General features: G+C 53.7%; 22 protein-coding genes. 14 read left to right on the top strand and 8 right to left on the bottom strand.

Annotated features, from left to right (window positions below; genetic code table 11):
* The first annotated feature begins 276 nt into the window (after nt 1–276).
* The 8 genes from FPZ45_RS08035 to FPZ45_RS08000 all read left to right on the top strand — a co-directional run bounded on the left by FPZ45_RS08035 (nt 277) and on the right by FPZ45_RS08000 (nt 8,535).
* The gene (locus tag FPZ45_RS08035) at nt 277–816 is read left to right on the top strand and encodes a hypothetical protein (RefSeq protein WP_144700068.1); all 540 of its coding nucleotides are present in this window, start codon (nt 277–279) and stop codon (nt 814–816) included.
* A gap of 1 nt (nt 817) precedes the next feature.
* Nucleotides 818–2,308 carry an AAA family ATPase gene (locus FPZ45_RS08030; RefSeq protein ID WP_144700105.1) on the top strand — a complete coding sequence of 497 codons (1,491 nt, stop codon included), beginning with the start codon at nt 818–820 and terminating at the stop codon, nt 2,306–2,308.
* Nucleotides 2,309–2,501: 193 nt separating this feature from the next.
* A complete protein-coding gene (locus FPZ45_RS08025; protein WP_246120362.1) occupies nt 2,502–3,056 on the top strand; it encodes an RNA polymerase sigma factor in 555 nt (184 codons plus the stop codon).
* Nucleotides 3,049–4,248 (top strand): hypothetical protein, encoded by a 1,200-nt coding sequence (locus FPZ45_RS08020; RefSeq protein WP_144700067.1) that lies wholly within the window; start codon nt 3,049–3,051, stop codon nt 4,246–4,248. The genes FPZ45_RS08025 and FPZ45_RS08020 overlap by 8 nt, the downstream gene beginning before the upstream one ends.
* 133 nt (nt 4,249–4,381) lie before the next feature.
* The gene (locus FPZ45_RS08015; RefSeq protein ID WP_144700103.1) at nt 4,382–5,257 is read left to right on the top strand and encodes a 3-hydroxyacyl-CoA dehydrogenase family protein; all 876 of its coding nucleotides are present in this window, start codon (nt 4,382–4,384) and stop codon (nt 5,255–5,257) included.
* On the top strand, nt 5,254–6,480 hold the full coding sequence (locus tag FPZ45_RS08010) for an acetate kinase (protein ID WP_144700066.1): 1,227 nt from the start codon (nt 5,254–5,256) through the stop codon (nt 6,478–6,480). Before FPZ45_RS08015 ends, FPZ45_RS08010 begins: the two co-directional genes overlap by 4 nt.
* 15 nt (nt 6,481–6,495) lie before the next feature.
* On the top strand, nt 6,496–7,788 hold the full coding sequence (asnS, locus tag FPZ45_RS08005) for an asparagine--tRNA ligase (protein WP_144700065.1): 1,293 nt from the start codon (nt 6,496–6,498) through the stop codon (nt 7,786–7,788).
* Between the two features lie 27 nt (nt 7,789–7,815).
* Nucleotides 7,816–8,535 carry a DnaD domain protein gene (locus tag FPZ45_RS08000; protein ID WP_144700064.1) on the top strand — a complete coding sequence of 240 codons (720 nt, stop codon included), beginning with the start codon at nt 7,816–7,818 and terminating at the stop codon, nt 8,533–8,535.
* Between the two features lie 65 nt (nt 8,536–8,600).
* Here FPZ45_RS08000 and mtnB read toward each other — a convergent pair whose 3' ends face one another.
* The 7 genes from mtnB to FPZ45_RS07965 all read right to left on the bottom strand — a co-directional run bounded on the left by mtnB (nt 8,601) and on the right by FPZ45_RS07965 (nt 16,277).
* Nucleotides 8,601–9,251: a methylthioribulose 1-phosphate dehydratase gene (mtnB, locus tag FPZ45_RS07995; RefSeq protein WP_144700063.1), complete on the bottom strand. Its 651-nt coding sequence runs from the start codon at nt 9,249–9,251 to the stop codon at nt 8,601–8,603.
* Nucleotides 9,248–9,940 carry a 2-hydroxy-3-keto-5-methylthiopentenyl-1-phosphate phosphatase gene (locus FPZ45_RS07990; protein ID WP_281284887.1) on the bottom strand — a complete coding sequence of 231 codons (693 nt, stop codon included), beginning with the start codon at nt 9,938–9,940 and terminating at the stop codon, nt 9,248–9,250. Before FPZ45_RS07990 ends, mtnB begins: the two co-directional genes overlap by 4 nt.
* The gene (locus FPZ45_RS07985; RefSeq protein ID WP_425456988.1) at nt 9,937–11,175 is read right to left on the bottom strand and encodes a 2,3-diketo-5-methylthiopentyl-1-phosphate enolase; all 1,239 of its coding nucleotides are present in this window, start codon (nt 11,173–11,175) and stop codon (nt 9,937–9,939) included. The genes FPZ45_RS07990 and FPZ45_RS07985 overlap by 4 nt, the downstream gene beginning before the upstream one ends.
* 61 nt (nt 11,176–11,236) lie before the next feature.
* The gene (gene proC, locus FPZ45_RS07980) at nt 11,237–12,112 is read right to left on the bottom strand and encodes a pyrroline-5-carboxylate reductase (protein ID WP_144700061.1); all 876 of its coding nucleotides are present in this window, start codon (nt 12,110–12,112) and stop codon (nt 11,237–11,239) included.
* Nucleotides 12,113–12,125: 13 nt separating this feature from the next.
* A complete protein-coding gene (locus tag FPZ45_RS07975) occupies nt 12,126–13,373 on the bottom strand; it encodes a glutamate-5-semialdehyde dehydrogenase (protein ID WP_144700060.1) in 1,248 nt (415 codons plus the stop codon).
* Nucleotides 13,366–14,493 (bottom strand): glutamate 5-kinase, encoded by a 1,128-nt coding sequence (proB, locus tag FPZ45_RS07970; protein ID WP_144700059.1) that lies wholly within the window; start codon nt 14,491–14,493, stop codon nt 13,366–13,368. The genes FPZ45_RS07975 and proB overlap by 8 nt, the downstream gene beginning before the upstream one ends.
* Before the next feature lie 608 nt (nt 14,494–15,101).
* Nucleotides 15,102–16,277: a pyridoxal phosphate-dependent aminotransferase gene (locus FPZ45_RS07965; protein ID WP_144700058.1), complete on the bottom strand. Its 1,176-nt coding sequence runs from the start codon at nt 16,275–16,277 to the stop codon at nt 15,102–15,104.
* A 217-nt stretch (nt 16,278–16,494) separates the two neighbouring features.
* Here FPZ45_RS07965 and FPZ45_RS07960 point away from each other — a divergent pair, with 217 nt between their 5' ends.
* Both FPZ45_RS07960 and FPZ45_RS07955 read left to right on the top strand, forming a co-directional pair.
* Complete coding sequence (locus FPZ45_RS07960) at nt 16,495–17,292, top strand: carbon-nitrogen family hydrolase (RefSeq protein ID WP_186438278.1); 798 nt, start codon at nt 16,495–16,497, stop codon at nt 17,290–17,292.
* Nucleotides 17,293–17,637: 345 nt separating this feature from the next.
* On the top strand, nt 17,638–18,252 hold the full coding sequence (locus tag FPZ45_RS07955) for a hypothetical protein (protein ID WP_144700057.1): 615 nt from the start codon (nt 17,638–17,640) through the stop codon (nt 18,250–18,252).
* On the opposite strand, the gene FPZ45_RS07950 is transcribed toward FPZ45_RS07955, so the two are convergent.
* Nucleotides 18,249–19,160, bottom strand: coding sequence for a LysR family transcriptional regulator (locus FPZ45_RS07950; RefSeq protein WP_144700056.1), 912 nt, complete (start codon nt 19,158–19,160; stop codon nt 18,249–18,251). The genes FPZ45_RS07955 and FPZ45_RS07950 overlap by 4 nt on opposite strands.
* 126 nt (nt 19,161–19,286) lie before the next feature.
* Here FPZ45_RS07950 and leuC point away from each other — a divergent pair, with 126 nt between their 5' ends.
* The 4 genes from leuC to FPZ45_RS07930 all read left to right on the top strand — a co-directional run bounded on the left by leuC (nt 19,287) and on the right by FPZ45_RS07930 (nt 25,821).
* Nucleotides 19,287–20,708: a 3-isopropylmalate dehydratase large subunit gene (leuC, locus tag FPZ45_RS07945; RefSeq protein WP_144700055.1), complete on the top strand. Its 1,422-nt coding sequence runs from the start codon at nt 19,287–19,289 to the stop codon at nt 20,706–20,708.
* A 63-nt stretch (nt 20,709–20,771) separates the two neighbouring features.
* Nucleotides 20,772–21,374, top strand: coding sequence for a 3-isopropylmalate dehydratase small subunit (leuD, locus tag FPZ45_RS07940; RefSeq protein ID WP_144700054.1), 603 nt, complete (start codon nt 20,772–20,774; stop codon nt 21,372–21,374).
* A 209-nt stretch (nt 21,375–21,583) separates the two neighbouring features.
* On the top strand, nt 21,584–23,041 hold the full coding sequence (locus tag FPZ45_RS07935) for an N-acetylmuramoyl-L-alanine amidase (protein WP_144700053.1): 1,458 nt from the start codon (nt 21,584–21,586) through the stop codon (nt 23,039–23,041).
* A 53-nt stretch (nt 23,042–23,094) separates the two neighbouring features.
* The gene (locus tag FPZ45_RS07930) at nt 23,095–25,821 is read left to right on the top strand and encodes an S-layer homology domain-containing protein (protein WP_144700052.1); all 2,727 of its coding nucleotides are present in this window, start codon (nt 23,095–23,097) and stop codon (nt 25,819–25,821) included.
* Nucleotides 25,822–25,925 lie beyond the last annotated feature (104 nt).

Raw genomic sequence — 25,925 nt, 5'->3', positions numbered from 1 at the left:
CTTAAAACGCTATTGTAAGTTGCATGCACATGAATGACGAACATCGGAAAGCCGTATGAGGGAAAACCTCAAGTACGGTTTGATGAGGAGGGGCTGAATTTATTTTCAGTTCTTTACTCTAGTCCCAGACATCGTCTAACGATTCATCTATCAAATACTGATATACTATTTTATGTACTCAGCTGACCGAGTTTTGAGTTTGACCATTATTGACTAGTTACCGACGCCGTCTATGATCGCCGTTGCCAAACACTTTCATATAGGGGGATCGGTTTAATGAAAAAATTAAAAATACTGCCAATTTCGATAACCGCGGTCTTAACGGCCGCGATCCTGTTCGGCGGATGGTTCGCTTATCGCCATTATGGCGTAGAGAAACCTTTGGACCGCGTTGCAAACTCCGTGAAAGGAGTAGATTCCGCGCGCGTCGAGATGGAGAACGGGCTCGTGAAAGTCAAAGTTCAGCTCGACCCGAACGCCAATCTCGGTGAAGTTTATCGTAAGATCAAACAGGATGGCGCGAGCGAGATCGGGGCCAAGCAATTAGAGCTGGAGCCTTCGGCTGCCGCTAGCAACGAGCTTCTTGAGAAAGCTTGGAGTTATTCGCTGTTCGACGTCGCGGAAGCGATGGAGAACCACAAGTATTCAGGAATTCGCGATGCGATGGAGGGATTGTCCAAACAATTTCCCGGCGTGACCGTCAAGACGGATATGGACGAGACGAACGTCTATATATCGATGAAAGACGGAAATGCGGCCAAGTTCGTCGTACTGCCTCGCGAACCTGTCATGTTAGGGGCGTGGCCAAATGCGTAAAATAAGATCATACGCTAAAGAAATCGCGATCGGAGCCCTCGTCGTTTTGTTCGTGTTTCTACTGTACGTAGGGATATCGCCTGCACTGCTCGTTATGGGTTTGGTTACTGGCGGAGTGATTTTCTTATTCTCCCGCTCGAGAGGCGGTCTCGCGATGGGTGCCGCTGGCAAAAAAGCGATCGCCCGCAAACCGGAGTTTCTGACCTTCGACGATATCGGAGGACAAGACCAGCCGAAGCGCGAATTAACGGAAGCGTTGGATTTTCTTGTGTACAGAGATAAAATTCAGAAGCTAGGCATTCGCCCGCTGAAGGGTATCCTACTGACGGGACCTCCGGGCACGGGGAAAACGCTGCTCGCCAAAGCCGCGGCGCAGTATACCCATTCCGCGTTCATCGCCGCTTCCGGCAGCGAGTTCGTGGAGATGTACGTCGGGGTCGGCGCGGGAAGAATTCGCGATTTGTTCAAGGAAGCCAGACAGCAAGCCATTAAGCTGAAGCGCAACAGCGCAATTATTTTTATCGATGAAATCGACGGGATCGGCGGCAAACGGGACGGTGGTCAGCATCGCGAGTACGACCAGACTTTAAACCAATTGCTGACGGAGATGGACGGCGTGCAAGGCGACGAGAACGTACGCGTGCTCTTGATCGCCGCGACTAACCGTAAAGAATTGCTCGATCCGGCGTTGCTCCGCCCGGGTCGGTTTGACCGGCACATTCAGGTCGATCTGCCCGATAAATCAGGCAGAGAGCATATTCTTAAGCTCCATGCGCGTAACAAACCTTTGGCCACGGAAGTTTCATTAACGAAGGTGGCCGAAGAGACGTTCGGATTTTCCGGGGCACAGCTCGAGAGCGTTATGAACGAAGCAGCGATCTATGCGATGCGGGACGAGTCGGAAACCTTGTCGATGGCGCATTTGACGCAGTCGATCGACAAAGTCATGATGGGCGAGAGAATGGATCGCGAAACGACTCGCGAAGAACGCGAACGGGTCGCGATCCACGAGCTTGGTCATGCTATCGTTGCGGAGAACGTTCGGCCGAAGAGCGTCGCGCAAGTGTCGCTGACACCGCGCGGTCAAGCGCTCGGTTACGTGCGCCATCATCCGCAGCAGGACAGTTACCTGTATACAAAAACCGTTCTCGAAGAGCAAATCATGATCGCGCTGGGCGGCGCGGTCGCGGAGGAAATCTTCTACGGCGGAAGAAGCACGGGTTCCAAGGGCGATTTCGACCAAGCGACCGATATCGTAAGAACGATGATCGAATCGGGCATGTCGGAACTCGGCATTATTCATCCGCAAGCATTGACCCAAGAGCAATGGTCCGCGGAGAACGCATCGATTCTAGACGAGCTTACGAATCAGACGAGAAGTCTGCTAGGCAAGCATAAAGAAGCGTTCGATTTGCTGCTCAATCATCTTATCAGCGAAGAGACGTTGTCGGGCAAGCAGCTGCGCGACATTCTCGCGAACGAAGCGGCTTGATTTCGTTTCGTGCAACTCGTTTTCCGGCTTTCAGGGGCTGTCCCTCGGGTTCCATTCGGAATTCCGTGGGACGGCCTTTTTAACATGAATTTAAGGAAATCTTATGAATCTTAAGAAAGCGTTCGGACAAAAAGTATGGTAGCATTGAACCTGATACGGTTTTGATTCGTTTATAGGATTAGAGGTGGCAAGATTGGAGTCCCAACGTAATTTCGATTTCCTTAAATATATGGTTGAAAGCGACGACAACAAGGGCTTGTTAAACGAACTGATGACGGCTTACGGGAAGGAAGTCTGGAATTACGCGTACAGCATTACCCGCAAATGGGATCTGGCCGACGACATTACGCAAGAGGTATTCATTAAAGTGTTTCGCAACATGCATGCCTTCCGAAGGGACGCGTCGGTAAAAACTTGGCTGCTGACGATTACGCGCAACACCGCGATCGATTTCCAAAGATCGGCTTTTTTCCGCAAGGTGACCTTGTCCGACTTCGTGGAGGATTACGGGGAGCGGCATTCCGTCGAACAGGACGTGATGGAGAACGCCGCGGTGAATGAGATGTGGAAAATGGTGCTCGAGTTACCGAAGAAGTATAGAGAGGTTATTATCTTATACGCTCATAATCAATTATCCTTAAAAGAAATCGCTCAAGTGTTGGATGTGACCGAAGGAACCGTGAAATCCCGAATGTTTCATGCCCGGCAAAAATTAACGAAGATGAAGGAGGCGAGCCGCAATGGATGAAAAGGAACTATTCGAACAGCTTAGAAGCGGTCCGCTGTCTCGCAATGGTTTCGACGATGCGCTTCGCCGAAAAATCAATGAGAATCTGGATCATCCGCGACGGGGATTAAGAAGGCCGCCGTTCCTGCGCTTCGGCATGATCGGCGCCTCGTTCGTACTGGCCGTCGCCGTCGTGGCCGGGGTGTGGAGCTGGAGGGGAACCGTTGGAGAAGAAGCCGATAAGTCGACGCTTCCGACGGAGCAGGCGAGTGCAACCGCTTCGGCGACAAACGAACGCGAGATCAATCCAATCCCGCACTCCGCGGTTGTGATTGGACTGAGGAAAGACGACGCCCAGGGCACTCGAAGCACTTACCGCACTGTGGTTGTGGCCCCTGAGAATAACCAACTTCAGCTTATCGGTACCGGCCCCGGAATCTGGATGCCGTATAAACAAAATTTCTGGCATATCGAAGCGACCGAAGATCCGATGGGCAAAGGAGATCAAAGGCTCGTGGCTCGGAAAAGCGGCAAGAAAAAAGAGAACGAGGGCGAATTGACGGAACCCGCGATGCTCCGCAAAACCGAGAAACTGCTATACGCCGGCGATCACTACGTAACGATTCTGCAAACGACGAACGTGAACGATAACGGGAAACCGGTCGAGGCCAGCCGCGTGCTGACCAACTTGCTGCCAACTATATCGTTCGAGAATCGTGTACGGAACGCGAACGCGGTGGAAGAAGGCAACGTAACTCTGGCGGAGGCGCTGAAAACCGGCGATTCTGGATTGGCTTACGACCAATGGGCTGTCGTAAGGGAAAATAACGAGTGGGTGGCGAAAGAGAACGGACCGATCAAGGGAAAGTTTGACGCTCGGGACATCTACGATTGGCCGACGGTCAACGTACGGTTTGCGAACACCGATATCGTGAAAGACAACCCGCCGGTCTTAAGCGAGGCCGATATCAAGCGAATTGAACCCGACGCGATCGATGCTTTTACTTCGCAGGACGAGGATATTGCTTTGTTTGTAACCAGAAGCAGCCTGAAGGTCTTGTCGTACCAATTGCCGGAAAACGAACGGCAGTCGGTAGTGGTCGGCATTGAACCGGGAGAGTCCGTCGTGATGGTTCAGTGGGCGATTCAGGAGAACTATGTTAAGAACTGGATCAATTGGTCTAGGGGATGGTTCGCCCCTTCGGCAAAATAGCTCCGATTATGATAAGATGAGAGTACCCGACGAAGTTCCGAAATGTGAGAAATCTCAATGCGGAACGGGTACGATCATCTTATTATTTATGTAGACATACAGAACACCGCAACACGGGATTGGAGTGGATGGGATCATGTTTAAGATCGTTGGCGTCGTAGGCGCGGGGACGATGGGGCAAAGTATCGCCGAGATGCTTGCTGTTAAGGGACTGGACGTTCATCTGGTGGAGAAGACGCCGGAAAAGCTGCAGCAAGCGAAGGAATCTTTGGAGCAAAGCCTCGATCGCCAGATGGAAAGATGGGCGATCACGGCCGCAGAGAAAAAATTAACGCTTAACCGGATACATATGGAAACATCTTTGCAGTATCTGGCGGACTGCGATCTAGTGATCGAGACGATCAGCGAAGATTTGGAAAGCAAAAAGGACGTGTTCCGGCAACTCGACGGAATCGTTGCTCACGATGCCGTTCTGGCGAGCAATACGTCGACGTTAAGCTTGACGGAGCTTGCGGGCGCGAGTGAATTTCCCGAGCGCGTCATTGGCATGCATTTCGTCTATCCGGCGATTCGAATCGATGTCGTGGAGATTATCCGCGGCTTGCAGACGTCGGACGAAACGTTCAGCAGAACGAAAGCGTTCATCGACGATATTTTGGCCAAGAAAGGCGTCATGGTATACGAATCTCCGGGTTTCGTCACGACTCGGTTGATCTGTCTGCTCATTAACGAAGCGCTGCATTTGCTGGAGGAAGGGGTGGCTTCTCCGGAGGACATCGACTCCGCCATGAGCATGGGTTATCGGTTCGAGCACGGTCCGCTGGAGATGGCAGACCGCTTCGGACTCGACTCCGTGCTTGCCGCCCTGGAGCGGATGTTCCGGGAATACGGGGAATTAAAATACAGGCCGTCATTTTTGCTGAAGAAAAAAGTGCGCGCTGGCCACCTCGGCATCAAGAGCGGGATCGGATTTTTCAAGTACGACAAGGATGGTGAACGGCTAACATGAACATACTCGTCATTAACGCGGGAAGCTCCTCGCTTAAATATCAGCTTTACAACATGACTACGGAAGATGTGCTCGCCAAAGGGCGCGTGGAACGAATCGGGATGGATTCGTCCATCCTGACCCATGAAGTTGATCATCAGCCCGAGGTACGGGAAGTGAGCGAGATTCTCGACCATACGACGGCGATCAAAAAAGTGCTGGACATGCTGACGCATAAAAAATTCGGCGTCCTGAAGAACATTCAAGACATTCAGGCGGTCGGGCATCGGGTCGTTCACGGCGGCGAATCGTTCAGCGAATCGGTCGTAGTGGATCAAAAGGTGAAATTCGAGATTCGTCAATTGTTCGATCTGGCGCCGTTGCACAACCCTGCGCATATGATGGGGATCGTTGCCGTCGAATCCAACTTGCCGGAAGTCACGCAGACGGTTGTCTTCGATACCGCGTTCCATCAGACGATGCCGTCTGTCTCGTATTTGTATGCGATTCCGACCGTTCTATACCGCAAACACAAAATTCGTCGCTACGGTTTTCACGGCACGTCGCACGACTACGTCAGCCAACGCGCTGCCGAGTTTCTCGGGCGTCCGCTTGAGGAGCTGAAGCTCGTCTCTTGCCATATCGGGAACGGAGCGAGCTGCTGTGCGATTCTGCACGGCAAGTCCTACGATACGAGCATGGGCATGACTCCGCTCGAAGGGCTGATGATGGGAACGCGAAGCGGGGACCTGGATCCCGCCGTCGTACCGTTTACGATCAATAAGGAAGATTTGACGCTGAACGAGGTCAACTCCATGTTGAACAAGCACAGCGGCTTACTTGCGGTCTCCGGCATTAGCAGCGACATGCGCGAGGTCGTCGAGGCGATGAGGGAAGGCAACGAAAAAGCGCGGCTTGCGTTTGAGATGTACGCTTATCGAATCCGCAAATATATCGGTGCATATATCGCGTCAATGGACGGCGTAGACGCGATCGTCTTCACGGCCGGCGTCGGGGAGAACTCGGACGTCTTGCGCAAGGAAATCTGCGAAAAACTGACATTCTTCGGCGTGAAATTCGACGACGGCAGAAATGCCGTCAGATCGTCCGAGCCGCGGCGAATTACGACGGACGACTCGCCGGTTCAAGTCCTAGTCGTGCCGACAAACGAAGAATTGCTCATCGCGCGGGATACGTATAAACTTGTTCTTAACAAGTTAGCAGCCGATTCAAGCGAACTATAAGGAAGGGGTAAAGGGATGGCACGCGTAGATTTAGCCTCGATCGGCCAATTCGTCGGACAATCGGTTACGTTCGGAGGATGGCTGACGCGCAAGCGTTCGAGCGGTAAAATTCAGTTTCTGCAAATTCGCGACGGCATGGGCTTCATCCAAGGCGTATTGGTCAAGGCGGAAGTGGACGAAGCGGTTTGGGAGAAAGCCGGTCAACTGACGCAAGAAAGCTCGTTTTACGTGACGGGAATCGTGAGGGAAGAGCCTCGCAGCTCTTCCGGTTACGAGTTGTCCGTGACGGGCATCGAGATCATTCAGATCGCCAAGGATTACCCGATTACCCCGAAGGAGCACGGAGTCGATTTTCTGATGGATCACCGCCATCTATGGCTGCGTGCTCCACGTCAGCGCGCGATCCTTCGCATACGAGCGGAGATTATTTCCGCTATTCAAAGTTTCTTCGACGAACGCGGCTTTACCCTCGTCGATCCGCCGATCCTGACGCCATCTTCGTGCGAAGGGACGACCAACCTGTTCCATACGAAATATTTCGACGAAGATGCGTATTTGACGCAGAGCGGACAACTGTATATGGAAGCGGCAGCAATGGCGTTAGGGAAAGTGTACTCGTTCGGACCGACGTTCCGTGCCGAGAAATCGAAAACCCGCCGTCACCTGATCGAATTCTGGATGATCGAGCCGGAGATGGCGTTCGTCGATCATGAAGAGAACTTGAACGTCCAGGAACAATTTATCGGTTATATCGTGGATCGCATTCTGTCCAAATGCCGGGCCGAATTGTCCGTGTTGGAGCGTGACGTTGCCGCGCTCGAGCGCGTGAAGCCGCCTTTCCCGCGCATCACGTACGACGAAGCGCTCGATCTGCTTAAGGAGATCGGCATGGAGCTGCCGTGGGGAGAAGATTTCGGCGCTCCGCACGAGACGGCAATCGCCGAGAAGTTCGACCGTCCGGTGTTTATAACCCACTATCCGGCAAGCTTTAAGGCGTTCTATATGAAGCCGGATCCGAACCGTCCAGAAGTGGTGCTGTGCGCGGACATGATCGCGCCCGAAGGGTACGGCGAGATTATTGGGGGCTCGCAGCGCATCGACGATCCCGAATTGTTAGCGGAGCGGTTCTCGGAGCATGAGCTGACGGAAGAGGCATACGGCTGGTATATGGACTTGCGCAAGTACGGAACGGTCCCGCACTCCGGCTTCGGCTTGGGGCTGGAGCGGGTCGTGGCTTGGATATGCGGCTTGGATCACGTGCGCGAGACGATCGCGTTCCCGCGGACGCTGTACAGGCTATATCCGTAACGAGAATGGAATGAGGTGACACGAGAGATGAACGATCGCAACGCGTTGGCGCAGGGATTGGCGGATGCTTATATGGACGGCTCCGTCAGCATTCCTTATGCGATCCTACGTACCTATAGGGCGCTTAAGCTCAACGATACGGAAGGGATGCTGCTGCTTCATCTCCTCGCGTATCGCCAGCTTGAGCAGAATGAATTTCCGACGATCGAGCAGCTTCAGGAGAGGCTCGGCTGTTCACCGTCGCTTGTCGCGCAAACGATGCAGAAGCTGATGAAACTCGGCTTCGTGACGATTGACGAAGTATACGATCCGCTGACAGGCGTACAATCGGAGAAGTATAATCTCTCCGGACTGTTCAGGGCGATCGGCGTTTTGCTCGCTGCCGGAGAGCTGCCTCTACGCGCAGGGCGCGAGGGCGCGGGGGGCCTTTCCGGGCAATCGGAAGCGGCAGCGGCGGGTACGATTCCGCCTACATCGGCCGCTGTCGCTCCGCGCAATTTGTTCGTCCTGTTCGAGCAGGAATTTGGCCGTCCGATCACCCCGACGGAGTACGAGATTATGAACGGCTGGCTCGATCAAGACCAGTATCCGGAGGAACTGATTCGATTCGCGCTGAAAGAATCGGTGTTTGCGGGCAAGCTGAGCTTCCGTTACATCGACCGGATTCTCCTCGAATGGAGCCGCAACCGCGTGACGAACGTGGAGGAAGCCCGCCTTCACGGCCAGAAGTTTCGCGCAGGACGCTAAAAAATCCACTCTTTAACCTAGTTCGAGCGACAAGGTTACGGAGTGGATTTTTTCTTATGCGAACATTATGCGCGATTTTTTAACAGTTCCAAGCGGTAGACGTATTCGAATAGAAATTCGAAAGCCTCTAAATGCTTTTTCGCTTCGAAAGCGTCTTTGCCCCAAGCGCATATGCCGTGCTTGCGAATCAGCAGTCCAGGGACGCGAGGGTCGAGACGCTCGGTAATTTCCGGGACGATGCGGGGGACGTCGGCGTAGTTGGTCAGAATCGGTACGTCGATGCGGGCGTCTTCTTCCCAAATGTTAAACGCCTTGATCAGCTCGACTCCTTCGATCGGCACGGCGCGGCGATCCCAGAACCATTCGGAGACGATATTGTTGAAGACACTATGAATGTGGAAAATGGCACCTGCGCCCGTCAGCCGGTAAATCTCGCGATGAAGCGAGGTTTCGGCGGAAGGCTTGAGCGTTGTAGCCTCGCAGGGCTTGCCGTCCTGATCGACGAACAGGAAATCTTCCGGCGTCGAACGGGTTTTATCTTTGCCGCTGGCCGTCACGGCGAAAAAAAAATCGTCCTGCGAATAGGAGCCAATCCGCATAGACAGATTGCCTCCAGTGCCCGCGAACCAGCCTCGGGACGCGAACTCCGCTTTCACCTCGGTAAATTCGCCGAGCACGCGGCGTTTCTCTTCCGTTGTTATGCTGGCGAAGCTCATGATTGTATCCCTCCTCGCTCGATATGGCGAATGACGTCATGGAAAGTGCCGAACGGAATATGCGGGAGGGCGAGTTCCCGGCATTTGTCCGTCAGATGGGACCGCGAGAAGACGAGGTCCACGATCTTCGCGCCTGGGAAATCGGTGACGCTGTCGCCGATCAGGATGCGATAATACTCGTCTTGCGAGTATCGGCGGATGACCGCGGTTTTGCACATGCCGCAGTTGCCACGGTTGTCGCAATACTCGTCACAATCGTGCGGCCAGGTGATGCGGATCTGATCGCCGCTGAAGTCGCTGCCATTGCAGTAAATATGATCCGCGGGAATACCGAACGGATCTAGCAGCGGGTAGACGAAGAAATCGATCCCGCCGCTCGTGACGTAGAAAGGCACGTCGTGCGCTTTGCACCAGGCAAGCAGCTCCGGGAAGCCGTCGCGAATGCCCGCGTTCGTTATGATATAGTCCTTGATTTCTTCCTTCATCGAAGAAGGGAGAAGGGCGAACATCTCGCCGACGCCTTGCTTAACCGACTTCGTCTCGGAGATGATCTCCTGCACGATAGCGTCCCAACCTTGCGGGTTAAAATGTTTCATCGCGGCGATAATGTTGTCGTTCATCGTAATCGTGCCATCGAAATCACAAAATAATACGGGTTTCCTAGGGAACAATGATGTCGAACCGCTCAAGATGTACGTACCCCCCAACGTTCGATAGCGACGCGAAGCTCTTCATGTTTTTCCGCATATTGTTCAAGCGTCTGACCAAGCTTGATGGCATCGACGGCTTGACGGAACGCTCGTCCGCCAGCCGCGGCGCCACCTGGATGGCCATGTACGCCTCCTCCGGCGTTTACGACGACATCCGGCCCGAAATCGCCCATTATAAGAGGGACGAGTCCGGGATGGATTCCGGCGGAAGGTACTGGGAACGAAGTCTTCTGAGGCAGCGCAGGCGTAAGCAGATCTTCCATGACCGCGAGATTTTCCGCTTTGGGCATGACGACCGAGCCGTAAGGAGATGGGAACAAGGACAGGTCCGCCCCCGCGATTCTCATCAGCTTGCCAAGCAGCACCGGCGCGGATATTCCGTAGTGCGGCGATGGATAGAACGCGCCAGCCATAGCGGGATGCGCTGCGATGGGCACGTTAATGTCCGGATCGGCGGCCAGTTCCGCCAGTGCGTCGAATCCATAGGCCAGCACATTAAACAGCAACCCGTTCGCTCCAGCCGCGATCGCGCGTTTGGCGTTTGTTTTTAGCTCGAACGTCGGTCCGGTCAGATTGGTGAAGTAGATCAGTTTCTGCCCGGTCGCTTGCTCGGCTTCTCTAGCCGCGCTTGCGCAGGCCTCCACTCTTTTCTCTAACGGTGTTAGTGGATTTTCGAACAAAATCTCATCGTCCTTGATCAGGTCGACGCCGCCAAGTGCCTGCTGCAGGAATTGCTCGCGCAAGTTGGCCAGATCGTGGCCGATGACCGATTTGAAGATGCTCATGACGAGCGGGCGGTCGTGAACGCCGAGCAGGTCGCGAACGCCTTGAACTCCGAATTTCGGACCGGTGAACGCACTGAGAAAATCGCTCGAAGGGGCGATGTCAATCAGTTTGATTTTTCCGTCCATCGACAGCTTGCCGAACACGGTAACGAGGAAAGCCGGAATGTCCCGGCTGAAGTTCAGATCCGGATAAGCGATCGTAATATCCGCGTAACGTTGCCCTGGCTGAGCGTCGGCGGGCTCGTGGACATCGACGGAGACGACTTGCCCAAGGTGCTTCTGCATTTGTTCTTTGGCCGCTTCGGGCAAGTCGGTCCAACTGCCTACAGTTAAGCCGACCGCAATGCCTTGAGCTTTTTTGGCGAAATCGGCTTTGTCGTCGTAAAGTCTATATGTGGCATGGCTGTAAGTATGGTTGCTATGGCTCACTCGGATATCCCTTCTTTCTATATAAGCTTTAGCGACGATAGGCTTAAGACGATTATGCGGTTTAGCCTTTGACAGCTTCCTCGCGAATGGCATCGCCCATCTCCCGTGCTCTTTCCGCACAGCGAAGAATCGCTTTGTTCATGCCTTCCCGGAACGCGTAACGATCGAGCGTGGCAATCGCCGCTTCGGTGGTCCCGTTCGGTGACGTCACCTTGCGGCGCAACTCAGCGGGATTTTCTCCGGTGGCGAACACCATCTCAGCGGCACCTCGTACTGTCTGCACAGTCAGATCCTTGGCCGCTTCGGGCGTGAGGCCGAGCTGAATGCCGGATTCGATCATCGCTTCCATCAAATAATATACATATGCCGGACCGCTGCCGGATACGCCATTGACGGCTTCGATCAGCGGTTCTTCGACAACGGCGGTCAACCCAATAGCGCCAAACATCGCCAGAGCGAGTTCGCGCTGACTTGCGTTCACGGATTCGGAATAGCTGATGCCCGTCGCGCCTAATCCTATCGTACTCGACGTATTCGGCATCGTGCGGACGACCGGTTGGCCGCGGCCTAGCAGTTGATGAATCGTGGAGATGGAAAGGCCGGCAATAACCGATACGATCAGCTGCTCCGGACGGAGCAAAGGCGCGAGCGCTTTGATCGCGGCGGCAGCATCTTTCGGCTTCATGCTGAGAACGATCACGTCCGACGCGGATAACGCTTCGTGCTTGAGTTCGTCTGTCGATGCGGGAATGACTCCGTACGAACGTTCCAGTTCAAGCAGGCGTTCCGCGTTCTGACGGTTCATGACGGCGATGTTTTTGGAATCGGTCAAACTAGCTTCGACCAAACCCCGAAGAATCGCTTCCGCCATCGATCCTGCACCGTAGAAACAAAGTTTGACTCCCGCGAGAGGGGAGGAGATGGAAAGATTAGACATGCTGTCACGCTCCTTACGTTCTGATTTGTCCCGAGCCGACGATGCGATATTTTGTAGAAGTTAGAGCAGGCAGTCCCATCGGCCCGCGCGAGTGCAGCTTCTGCGTGCTGATGCCGATCTCCGCGCCGAAACCGAATTCGAAGCCATCGGTGAAACGGGTAGAGGCGTTGTGGTAGACGGCAGCTGCGTCGACTTCTTGCAGGAACCGTTCCGCGTTCGCCGAGTTTTCCGTCACAATACATTCGGAATGCTGCGTGCCGAAACGGCGGATATGGATTAACGCTTCATCTAAATCTTTTACGATTTTGACGTTCAAAATGTAATCATTATATTCTGTCGCGTAATCTTCGGCGCTAGCCGATTCAATCGACGGAACGAGCACGCGGGCAAGGTCGCAGCCTTTCAGCGCGACGTCGGCTTCGCGGAATTTGTCCGCAAGAGCTGCAAAGTGCTTGCGCGCGAACGTTTCATGCAGGATCAGCGTCTCCATGGAATTGCATACGGAAGGTCGCTGGACTTTGGCGTTCAGGGCGATCGCTTCAGCCATCGCGTACTCTCCGGACTCGTCGACATACGTATGGCAGATGCCGGCGCCAGTCTCGATGACCGGTACCGTTGCGTTCTGCACGACGTTCTGAATAAGAGATGCTCCGCCCCTCGGAATGATGACGTCGAGCAGACCGTTCAGCTTGAGCATTTCGTCGACCGATTTGCGGTCCGAATCTTCGATCAGCTGCAGCGCATCCTCGGGAATGGCGGAACGCGACAACGCTTCGCGCAGCACGGCGACGATGCTCCGGTTGGAAGACAACGCGGCAGAACCGCCGCGCAGCACGACGGCATTGCCCGTCTTCAGGCACAGGGAGGCGGCGTCGACGGTGACGTTCGGGCGAGCTTCGTAAATGATGCCGATGACGCCGAGTGGAACGCGGCGCTGTTCGATCGACAATCCGTTCGGACGGTCGAAAGCGGCGATGACTTCGCCGACGGGATCGGGGAGCTCCACGATCTCCCGGACGGCGTCCGCGATCGCTGCTAGCCTTTGCGGAGTAAGCTTAAGACGATCGAGGAGCGATTCGGACGTGCCTTGCGCGCGTCCGCGTTCAATATCTTCGGCGTTGGCGGCGAGCAGGCGATTCTGCTCGGAGGTAAGAGCGTCCGCCATCAGCAGCAGGGCTTCGTTTTTCTGGGTTGTCGTCAGTGTGTTCAACACGGTGGCGGCTTCTTTGGCCGCTTTGGATTTCGCGATTACTTCACTCATTCGCGTGAGCCTCCTTAACGTTTGTGGATGCGACCCATTCGTCGCGATGGATAACTTCGATGCGCGCGATGTCAATGCGTTTCTGCGCTTCTTCGCTTGATAAACCGGCGACGGCGGTCACTTGCCATGCGGCGTATTGCGTAACGCCCCTGCCGAGAAGGCGTCCATCGGCGTTCACGATTTCGACGACTTCTCCGGGGTGGAAATCGCCCTCAACGGCGGTGATACCTGCGGGAAGCAGGCTGCGTCCGCGGTTCAGCAAGGCCTCTTCCGCTCCGGCGTCCACGGCGATCTTGCCTTGCGGATCGGAGAGAAAGCCTATCCAATGCTTCTTGGCGGACAAGGATTGAAGCGAAGAAGTGAAATAAGTGCCTTTGCCGGTGCCGTCCACGGCAGCACGCAGATCACCGAGCTCGGAAATTCGGCCGACGAATACGGGTACGCCTCCTTGCATGGCGATGCGAGCTGCTTCGAGCTTGGAGCGCATGCCGCCGGTTCCGACGGAGGAGCCGGCGCCACCGGCCATCCGGTATAGCTCCTCGGTCAGCGTCTCGACGCGTTCGATGCGCTCGGCGTCGGGAACTTTCCGCGGATCGCCCGTATACAGACCGTCCATGTCGGTCAGGATGTATAAGCCGTCCGCTTTGACGAGATTGGCGACGAGCGCCGATAGGGAGTCGTTCTCGCCGAACTTGATTTCGTCGACTGCGACGGTGTCGTTCTCATTAATGATCGGAATCGCCTTTTGCTTCAGCAATTCCTCGATCGTCCTCGTCGCGTTCTGCGCCCGTCCCCGATTGCTGAAGTCCGGGCGAGTAAGCAGAATTTGAGCGGCAATGACGCCGCCTGCATTTAGCGCTTCCTGATAAGCCTGCATGAGCAGCGCCTGACCGACGGCTGCCGCAGCTTGTTTCTCGTGCACGAGCTTCGGTCTTGCGGCATAGCCGAGACGGCGGAAGCCGGCGGCGATCGCGCCGGAGGTCACAAGCAGTACTTGACACCCGGAAGCGTGCAAAGACGCGAGTTCGTCGGCGAAGAATTGAACCTGTTCCCGGTTCAGGCCGCCTTCCGCGGAGGTGAGCGAGCTGCTGCCGATTTTCACTACAATACGTTTAGCCATGTTTTCAACTCCTAATCACACTCGCGACCTGAAAGGCGCTCCCCTTCGGAAAAATAGTTGTATAGCATACAACTAAATATGTCGGAGAGTGGTTGTTTTCGAGAATAATTGCATTTTGTACAACTAATAAAAGGCGGTAGACGTGTTTGGCAGAGAAATGGGTCAATTAGTTGTACTCAGTACAATTAGTTGGACTATTCCATTTGAAAGCGGCCAATTAATTGCACGAAATGCAACTAATACGCAAATCTCTTCGCGAAGACGCCGTCCCTTCGGAAAAACAAAAAACTCCCGTCCTCGTAAAGGACGGGAGTTTAACTTCCGCGGTACCACCTTCGTTGACGGCGCCTGTAAATAGAGGCATCCGTCCTCTTATGCTCCTGATAACAGCAGGGTCTGTCCGGCTCATCGCCGGCCGCTCGGGGATGGGGGAGGCGGGGGATCAGGTAAATTCTCTCAGCCTGGAAATTTACTCTCTGGTCGTGTCCGGGTCCGCTTCGTTTCCCGTCAATGCGTTCGTATGGCGGCGCCGAGTTCGGCGCTTGAATATGTTAAGAATACCATGCGCGGTAAGGCTTGTAAAGAAACGAGCGACGGGAGAAATGGTTTTAGAACAGACCCAGACGTCCGACTCGTGCAGCGACTTCTCGCAAGCGGTCTTCGGATGTCAAAAGTCCGAGCCGGACGTAACCTTCTCCGGAAACGCCGAAACCTGAACCCGGCGCGACGACCACGTCGGCTTGCTCGAGCAGCAAATCGGCGAAGGACATCGAAGTGTGGCCTTTCGCGACCGGAAGCCAGCAGAAGAAGGAACCAGCAGGTTTAGTCGCTTTCCAACCGATCTCGTCTAGTGCGCCGTATAAGGCATTCCGCCTGCTTTCGTAAGTCGCTACTAGATCGCGAACCGATTGCTGCGATCCGGTTAACGCTTCGGTGGAAGCTTCTTGAATGCCTCCGAACAGGCTGCAATACATATGATCTTGAATCAAATTGATCAATTCGATGATTTGCGGGTTTCCGATCGCGAATCCGACGCGCCAACCGGCCATGTTGTAGCTTTTGGACAGCGTATAGAACTCTACGCCAACTTCTTTTGCTCCCGGAGTCTCGAGGAAACTGATCGGGCGCTTGCCATCGAAGCCGATCGCGCCGTAGGCGAAGTCGCTGGCGACGACAATGCCGTGCTTGCGGGCGAACGCGACCGTTTCCTCGTAAAATTCGGGAGTGGCGATAGCCGAAGTCGGGTTGTTCGGATAATTCAAGAACATGAGCTTCGCGCGATCGATCGCGCCGGCCGGGATTTGAGAATAGTCAGGCAGAAATTCGTTTTCCTCTTTTAGAGGCATGAAAGCCATCTCCGCTCCTGTGAGCGCGACACCAGACCAATAATCGGGGTATCCGGGATCGGGCACGAGGCAGACGTTGCCGGGATTGAGCAGAACTTGACTGATCTCGATAAGTCCCGACTTGCCTCCGAACAAGACGGCCACTTCGGTATCGGGATTCAAGTCGACGCCGTAATCCGTTTTGTAACGTTCGGCGACAGCTTGCTTTAAGAATGGAAAACCGCGAAAAGGCGGATATTTATGGTATTGGGGGTTGTCCGCTGCGTTTTTCAACCGATTGACGATCGATTGGGGCGTCGGCAGATCGGGATTGCCTTGGCCAAGGTTGATGACATCACGACCGGTAGCCGCTCTGGCGTTGGCTTTGGCGACGAGCGCCGCGAAAAATTGTTCCGGTAAACCCTGCATCCGTTTGGCCGGTGTAATCGTAAAGCTCATCTATTTCGTCACGCTCCGTCATGCTTAAAATAGGATAGGATGAATGTAGCACAATGAGACTCGCTCGGCAACGGAATCGACGGACATTTTTGAAAAAAATCGGGGTTTAGTGGTCGGAATGGTATGATTCTTTATCGGGTTGTTGCTCTCTAAAGATGGATGCAGTAGGATGGAGAGCATACAAGCATGCAGATACATGGAACGGGAGTGGAGCGATATGAGTAGCCCATTGCGTCTCGCATTGGTTCAAATGAATATTGAAGCGGGCAATACGGAATCCAATTATGCTAAGATGAGAGCGAAATTGGAAGATGCGGCTTCGCTGGAACCCAAGCCGGATATCGTCGTTTTGCCGGAAATGTGGAACACGGGATATGCGTTGACGGAAATCCGCGAGTTGGCGGACCCGAACGCTTCTCGGACGAAGGCGATTTTATCGGAGTTCTGCCGTGCGCACGAGATCGTCGTTATTGCCGGTTCGATCGCCGAACTACGCGGAGATTCCGTAACGAACACGCTTTATATTTTCGATAGGACGGGTGCTGAAGTTGCCGAGTACAGCAAAATTCATCTATTTCAACTGATGAACGAGCATTTGCATCTGAAAGCGGGGGATACTCCGGGAGCTTTCGATCTAGAAGGTGTACCCGCCGCCGCTATGATTTGTTATGATATCCGCTTCCCAGAATTGGCACGCAAGCTCGCTCTGAGTGGAGCGAAAATCCTGTTCGTGCCCGCCGAATGGCCCCATCCCCGCCTGCATCACTGGAGAACGCTGCTGCAAGCGCGCGCGATCGAGAACCAAATGTTTGTCGTCTCCTGCAACACGGTTGGCGAGAGCGGAGGCTCGAATTTCTTCGGCCACTCTATGGTCATCGATCCATGGGGCGAAGTAGTCGCGGAAGCGGAAGAGATAGAAATGATTCTCGTCACGGAGATCAATCTAGATCTCGTCGACGAAGTGCGAGGACGCATTCCGGTATTCGCAGATCGTCGTCCGAATATTTACGAGTGAGGAGAGCTGTCTGTAGCGCAGATTAACCGATTGGCAACCCATCTCACAGTTACTCTGCCGCTATCCCCGCCACTCAGATAGGAGCAGTCTCCACCTTATTTGCCTCTGTCCCTATCCCCGTCACTCAGACTGATACCTATCCAACGTTGATCACTCTGGCGCTATCCCCGTCGCTCAGACGGATACCGTTCCAACATCGATCACTCTGGCGCTATCCCCGCCGCTCAGACAGATACCGTTCCAACACCGATCACTCTGCCGCTATCCCCGTCGCTCAGACAACCGGGTTCTTGGCGAGTACGCTGCAATCTTCTGAGTAGAGGGGATACCGTCGGAGTATTGGTGGTGTACAACGATTTAACGGTCTGCGAGACCGCTAAAGTGCTGATTGGTGGGGAAAAAGTCGGTGTAATGGTCTGCGAGACCGTTAAAGAGCTGATTGGTGGAGAAAAAGTCCATGTAACGGTCTGCGAGACCGTTAAAGAGCTGATTGGTGGAGAAAAAGTCCATGTAACGGTCTGCGAGACCGTTAAAGTGCTGAATGGTCGAGAAAAAGTCCATGTAACGGTCTGCGAGACCGTTAAAGTGCTGAGTGGTGGGGAAAAAGTCGATGTAACGGTCTGCGAGACTGCTAAAGTGCTGAATGGTGGGGAAATAGTTGGTGTAACGGTCTGCGAGACTGCTAAAGTGCTGAATGGTGGGGAAAAAGGCGATGTAACGGTCAGCGAGACCGCTAAATGGCTAACTGGCTGCATTCTTCTGAGTTGCGGGGATAGCGGCAGAGGTAACGGAACACAGAATACGATGTATGGCCTCGCCAAGCGTGCCAATTGTACCACCACACGGTGCTTTATCACCGAAACCCCTAACCAACACCCCAATAGTACCCCCATACGGTACGACATCGCCAAAAGCCAAGTCAAGCTCCCGGATCGTACCGTCCGGCGACGTAATTGCTAATATCTTGTCGCGATTTTCTCGGTCGTCTCGCGGAAAGTCGCGATGAACGCTTCGGCCGCATTGGACAGGTATCGGCCTTTACGAAATGCGATGACAAGCGTGCGCGTCGGATCGCCTTCCAGCTTCAAGTAGACGGGCGCGCGTACTTGCCAGTCGTTGCGTGTGACCATCTTGGGAAGGAACGCAATGCCCATGCCGGCTGCGACGAGAGACTGGACGGTTTCGATGTTCCCGCTTTCGAAGACGACGCGCGGATCGAACCCTGCGGCGGAGCACAGATCGTGGGCAATGGCCCGGAAGCCCTGCCCTTTTTTCAGCAGCACGAATGGCTCGTCACGCAGCATTTTTACGGAAATCGCCGAGTTCCGGTGTTCTGGAGCCGCGAGTGGATGATCGGGAGGGACGGCTAGACATATCCCTTCTTCAAGCATAGGCACGTAGGCGAGCGACGGCTCGATCAGAGGCAACGACAGCAGGCTGACATCGGTTCCGCCGCTTGCGGTCAATTGCTCGAGCACTTTGGTCGATTCTTCAATTAATACGACCTCGATGTTCGGATAAGCTTCCCGGAATACAGGGAGCACGTATGGAAGGACGTGGGACCCGGTCATCGGCAGACTGCCGACGACGAGACGACCTTTGCGCATCTCGGCGATGTCCTCCATCTCCCGTCGGAGTTGATCGGCCATATCGACGATCTGCTGGGCTTTCTCGACGAAGACGGAGCCCGCGTGCGTAAGCTCCACCGAATTGGTGCTTCTTTTGAACAGGAGCACGCCCAATTCTTTCTCCAGTTTGGAAAGCTGTTGGCTAAGCGAAGGCTGGGCGATATGCAGTTTTTCGGCGGCGCGGGAGAAGTTTCTCTCGCTGGCGATCTGAATCGCGTAGAGCAACTGCCTGAATTCCATAGTATTCGGCCCTCTCGTTATAGATTGCAACTATCAACCTTATAGATATTATATCTTGGAACAATGAAAGATAAAATGATAATATAATGTCAAGATAAAAGAGAACTATTGGGGTGAACTGAAGACATGAGCAAACAAACTATGTTCGAGAAAATTTGGAACAATCACGTCATCGTCGCAGAAGAGGGAAAGCCTAGCATCCTCTATATCGATCTGCAATTGGTGCATGAAGTAACGTCTCCGCAAGCCTTCGAAGGCCTGCGCATGTCCGGACGCAAAGTGAGACGTCCTGATCTGACGTTCGCGACGATGGACCACAACGTTCCGACGAAAGACCGTTTCAACATTGCGGATCCAATCTCCAAGCAGCAAGTCGACACTTTGACGGCCAACTGCCAAGAGTTCGGCGTTAAGCTGTATGACTTGAACACGATCGATCAAGGCGTTGTTCACGTTATGGGACCGGAACTCGGCTTGACCCATCCTGGCAAAACGATCGTTTGCGGCGACAGCCATACGTCCACGCACGGCGCATTCGGAGCGCTTGCGTTTGGTATCGGAACAAGCGAAGTCGAGCACGTGCTCGCGACGCAATGCTTGCAGCAAGCGAAGGCGAAGACGATGGTCATTCGTTTTAACGGCAAACGCCAACCAGGCATTACCGCAAAAGACATGATCCTCGGCCTGATCGCGAAATACGGCACGGACTTCGGTACTGGCTATGTCATGGAGTACACAGGAGAAGCGATTCGCGAGCTGTCGATGGAAGAACGTATGACCGTCTGCAACATGTCCATCGAAGCCGGCGCACGCGCCGGTCTTATCGCTCCGGACGAAACGACTTTCGAATATTTGCGCGGTCGCGAATACGCTCCGCAAGGCGCCGCATTCGACGCGGCCGTCGAGCAGTGGAAAGCGCTGTGCACGGATGAAGGCGCGACGTTCGACGCAGTCATTGACTTCGACGTCGAATCGTTGATTCCTCAAGTCACTTGGGGAACGAGCCCGGGCATGGGAACTGGCATCACGTCCTCCGTACCGGTTCCGGAGAACCTTCCGACTGAGAACGAACGTAAAGCCGCGACAAGCGCGTTGGATTACATGGGCCTTAAACCGGGCACTCCGATGACCGATATCGAGATCGACTATGTCTTCATCGGTTCTTGCACGAACGGACGTATCGAAGACTTGAGAGCGGCGGCTTCCGTCGCGCGCGGACACAAAGTTAGCTCTAACGTTACGGCGATTGTCGTACCGGGCTCTGGCCGCGTCAAGATTCAAGCGGAGAAGGAAGGCCTTGACAAAATCTTTACCGAAGCTGGCTTTGAATGGCGCGACGCCGGCTGCAGCATGTGCCTCGCGATGAACCCCGACGTTCTGAAGCCGGGCCAACGCTGCGCGTCGACTTCCAACCGTAACTTCGAAGGCCGTCAAGGCCGCGGCGGACGCACGCACCTCGTGTCGCCGGAAATGGCTGCGGCAGCTGCCGTACAAGGTCGTTTCGTCGATGTTCGTACATGGGATTTCAAAACCGAAGTGAAGGCGTAACATGCCTACCGAGCGCAACTAACGTTGCGTGCTAGCGGTAGCATTCTGAGGAGGAGCACCAACATGGAAGCATTTGTGAGTTTAAATGGACTTGTCGCCCCGGTCGACCGGGTTAACGTAGATACGGACGCTATCATCCCTAAGCAATTTTTGAAAAGAATCGAAAGAAGCGGGTTTGGCCAATTTTTGTTCTTCGAGTGGAGATGGGATGAGCAAGGCAACGTCATTCCCGAATTCAACCTGAACAAACCGCGCTACCAAGGCGCGTCCGTCTTGCTGTCCCGCGCCAACTTTGGCTGCGGATCGTCTCGCGAGCACGCGCCGTGGGCGATCATGGATTATGGATTCCGCTGCATCATCGCTCCGTCGTTCGCGGACATTTTCTACAACAACTGCTTCAAGAACGGCATTCTGCCGATCAAGCTGAGCGAAGAGCAAGTCGACGACCTGTTCAAGCGCACCGAATCGACGGAAGGCTACAAGCTGAACGTCGATCTGGAGAGCAAAGTCATTACCGACGACGAGGGACTGAACATTCCGTTCGATCTCGACGAGCACCGTCGCCAATTCCTGCTGCAAGGGTTGGACGATATCGGCTTGACATTGAAGCACGAATCTGCGATTACGGAATACGAACAAAAGCGCGCTGCCAACGCTATCGTCTAACGCTGCGCTTGAGATCGGATTAACCATTTTTGGCCGTACAGTGAAGGACCTATTGCCACCGATTCGGCATAATTCGGGGCAATGGGTCTTTTTTTCCTCGGTTACGCAACTTTTCATGCTTCCCGACGTCTAAATATTCGTGGACAAGCCGATATGAAAGCTACATAATCCGGCAACATCCGCAAATTTATTTGACATCGAGGTGAAGCATGAAGAAGTGGTTTTCCCTGTTGTTCGTCGTCGCTGGCATGCTGTTCCTCAGCGCGGGCATCGTTCAAGCGGCTAAAGCGGAAACGCTTACGCCCAAGCTTATTCTGGACGGCAAAGCTTTGGAGCCCGAAGTTCCGCCGGTTGTGATTGGCCAGACCGTAATGATCCCCGTGAGGATTGCGACAGAAAGTCTGGGCTATAAGGTGGATTACGACAATAACAAGAAGCAAGTAACGGTAACGAATTCGCGCAAACAACTCGTCATGACTTTGGACAAGTCTACCGCGTATCTCGACTCCGTTCCGCAAGAGATGATTGTACCGCCTACGGCAAAATCCAACAAAATTCTTATTCCTTTAAGATTTCTTGGCGAATCGCTAGGCGTCCAAGTTTTCTGGGATAATCAAATTAAATCGGCATTTTTGTACTCATCGAAAGGCTCCGATAGCGGTAACAACGCAGGTTCCGATCCATCGAACGGCGGAGACTTGATCGGCATCGTCGACCCGAACGACGAGGAAACGGGAAGCGGCCCGCAGAACCCATCCAATCCTCCCGTCATTACGGGAACGTTAAACGAAGTACGCTACGAAAATGATTCGGTTATTCTGAAATACGATGGACTTATCGCACCGACCGTATTCAAGCTAGACAATCCGAAGAGGATCGTCGTGGATGTGCCTCAAACGCAGTACTCAGGCGAGTTTGTTCCGTTTGTTGATTTTACGCAATCGGCCGAAGGCAGGCTGTCTATTGACGAACACGAAGCGTTGCAAGCGATCCGGTATTCGGTGTTCGGTACGGAAGCGAAGTCCCCGCGATTTGTTCTTGATCTGAATCAAGCTTGGGATTACGAGGTTTCGAACGATCCCTCGCTCGGTGAATTCAGGATCCTGCTGAAAAAGCCGGTTCCGGATAAATCGATCTTTACGGTCGTGCTGGACGCCGGTCACGGCGGCAGCGATCCGGGAGCGATCAGCCTCTCGAAACGACCGGAGAAAGACTTTAACCTTTCCGTCGTTTTGAAAGTGCAGGCACTGCTCTCGGGCGACGAGCGGATCAAGCTCGTATTGACCCGATCCGACGATTCTTTCCCTACTTTGATCTCGAGATCGCAGCTTGCCAACTCGATCAACGCGGACTTGTTCGTGTCCGTGCACGCCAATAGCTACACAGCAGCGACGAATGGTACGGAAACGTATTATACTCGTCCTGAGAGCAAAGCGTTCGCGGATTTGATGCACTCTCTCTTCATTCAGGCAACGGGTCTGAAAGACAACGGGGTTCGTCAGAAAAGCTTAAGCGTGACAAGGGAGACGACGATGCCGGCCATCTTGCTGGAAGCCGGTTACTTGTCCAACAAGATCGACGAGCCGAAATTGTGGACCAACGAGTTTCAGGATCGCGTGGCTCAAGCAATTGCTAAAGGAATTAAAATGCAGTTGAAATTATCTTAAGTCATCCGGCCCTCTTAGGGGGGCCGGTATACTCATATATTAGGAGAGGAGACATGTTAACGATGAAAAACGGAATTTCGAAAGGCGTTACAGGTTTGCTCGCAACATCGCTGGTCTTATCGGGGGTCTCCTATACGCAATCGACCGCGTCGGCGGCTTCGCCGTTCTCGGACGTCAAAGCGGGGGGGTGGGCCGAGAAACATATCACGAAGCTGGCCTTGCAAGGTATCCTGAAGGGCGGAGCGGGCAAAGCTGCAGGAACGTTCAGTCCGGCCAATAAGGTGACTCGTCAGGAAGCGGTCATTATCGCGCTGCGCTTCATGGGTGTCGCGGATGAAGTCAAGCTGGGAGATCCATTGGTGTTTCCGAGCGACCTGATTATTAAAGACGATTACAAACCCTACATAAAATTAGCAGTACAAAAAAATATTTTATTCCTCGACGAGGAGATCGCGATAGCACAGAAAGAAGGCGGTAAGGAATGGGGCAACAGCCCCGCGACCCGGGAATGGATCGCCAAGCTGATCGTGCGGGCGATCGGCAAAGATCAGGACGCTAAAGCGGCCGCCGGCAAAGCGTCCTCCTTCACGGATGATGCGCAGATCGGCACGGATTTTAAGGGATACGTCAACTACGCGGTAACTTCGGATCTCATAACTGGAGTTAACGGCAAATTCGATCCGAAAGGCGCCGTTACGCGGGAAATGGCATCCACGCTGTTCAGCCGGGCAGAATCCCACGTATCCGTAGCCTATTCCGGCCAGGTGACTGGATCATTGGTTGCGGTGAATGGCAACAAACTGACCGTCCTTCAATCCGATGGCGCCACTAAAGAATACACGCTTTCTCCGACGGCTTCGGTCTATGCGTACCAATCGGAACAAACGTCCGATATTTCCAAATTAAAGCTATTTGGCGAAGTCGTCCTGATCAGCAATTCGGACGGGACGATCGGTTACGTAGAGCAAACGAGCGAGACGCCGAAAGTGAAAAACTACGAGGGTACCCTCATCTTGGTGTCAGACGCGCAAAATACGTTGACCGTATCTGTTGATGGAAAACCTAAAACAGTATCTTACGATTCGCAACTGTTAACGATCAAAGATATTAACGGCCAATCCCTGAAAATAGCCGATCTGCCGCTTAACGTGCCGGTGAAGCTGGGTGTCGATGTCGCGACTGAGAGCAAATTGCTGTCGCTAACGGTGAATAAGGCTGTCACGAACAAAACGGGGTCGGGCACGGTCGCGGCTTGGAACGTATCCGGTCTGTCGCTGCAAGTCAAGGACGCGGCGGGTAATACGGAGACGTATCCGACAGCATCCAATATGACGATCAAGTACAAAGACTCGAACCTGACGTTCGACCAGCTTACGGTCGGAGACGTGATCTCCTACGAGGTCAAGATGGGTTCGGTAACGAGTATTACTGTCACGAACAAAGTGCAGCCGCCCATTACAGGCGTGCTTAACCTAGTCGATAAAGTCGGCAAAACGATTCAATATCGCGTCAATAACGAATTGGGCGCCAAGGACCTTGCGGACAACGTCGTCGTGAAGATCGAAGGGATGTCGGACGTGACGTTGGACGATTTGTTCAAAGGCGACACGATTTCCATGACGCTTAACGACAGCGGCAAAGTATCCGTCATTACCATCTCGAACAGATCGGTAAGCTTCTTGAACGGAGTTACGGTCGCCAATTATCTTCCAGAAGACAATACGTTGATCGTAACGGATTCCGCGAACAAAAAAATCCCGCTGATTCTGACCGAAACGACGAGATTCGATCTGAACGGCACGATCATTACGCAGAAAGAAGCCAATCAATATATTGCCAAAGGCAAAAAGATCAACGTCGGCTATTCGAACTCCAACGCCGCATACGTCTCCATCGTATCCCAATATACGGGAACCATCCTGGAAAACAACGTGACGGCTAGAACGTTGAAGCTCTCTTTGGATACGTCGACTAACGTTACGCTTTCTTATTCCACGTTCGTGCCAGTCGTAGATGTTTATGGTCAGAATTTCACGACTTACCTGGATCTGCGCGTAGGCGATAAAGTAACGGCGATCATGGACTATCAGACGCAGGATAAGGTCATCTCCGTGCAAGTGCAAAAGGCGGTTCAGTTTGATCTGGTAACCGCCGACGTTGCGGGCAATAAAATACGGGCTAAACGCGCGGACGGGGTTGTCGAGGATTGGTACTTGAACGGCACGACGATTACGCTCGTGGACGAGAACAACGCGCCGATCAGCGTGAGTGCGTTGAGCCAATCGAATTACACGTTGCTTAACGTAACCTTTAAGGGGAAGACGCCGATCAAAATCAAGGCGTTGTCGACGGCTCTCGGAAGAGTTGCTGCTGTGAACACATCCGCTTCTTCAATCGACATCGTGACGCCTGCGGGCAATACCGTTACGAAAGCTTTCACTGCTGCTCCAACCGTTGTGAGAGACGGAGTTACGATCGGTTCGTTGTCTTCGGTTAAAACGGATGACCGCGTGGAAATCCGAATGGACGAATACGATCGTCCGATCATTCAGATCATTCCAGCGCTCAGCAAAACGGTGCAATATACCGACAGCACGCAACGTACGGTGATCGTGTTCAGAGCTTCGGTTAGCGATACTACGAATAACGTCTTTACATTGCATCAGCAGGCCTATATTCACAAAGGAACGACGACTTTAAGCCTGTCCGACCTGAAAAACCAAGATTCCATATTGCTGTATGCCCTTCGCGATAAAGCATTCGAGATCGTAAAACAATAATGCCGCGAACCCCTTTCGCTCCCCGGTCAATTCGGCCGGGGAGTTGTCGCGTTTCGGCGGATATTGCCGCTTGGCCGATCTTCCGGTAAACTTGTTAATGACTT

The organism is Cohnella terricola (assembly GCF_007786475.1).
Taxonomy (GTDB): Bacteria; Bacillota; Bacilli; order Paenibacillales; family Paenibacillaceae; genus Cohnella; species Cohnella terricola.
Note: the sequence above shows the minus strand (reverse complement) of the source record. Positions and strands in the feature narration are given on the sequence as shown.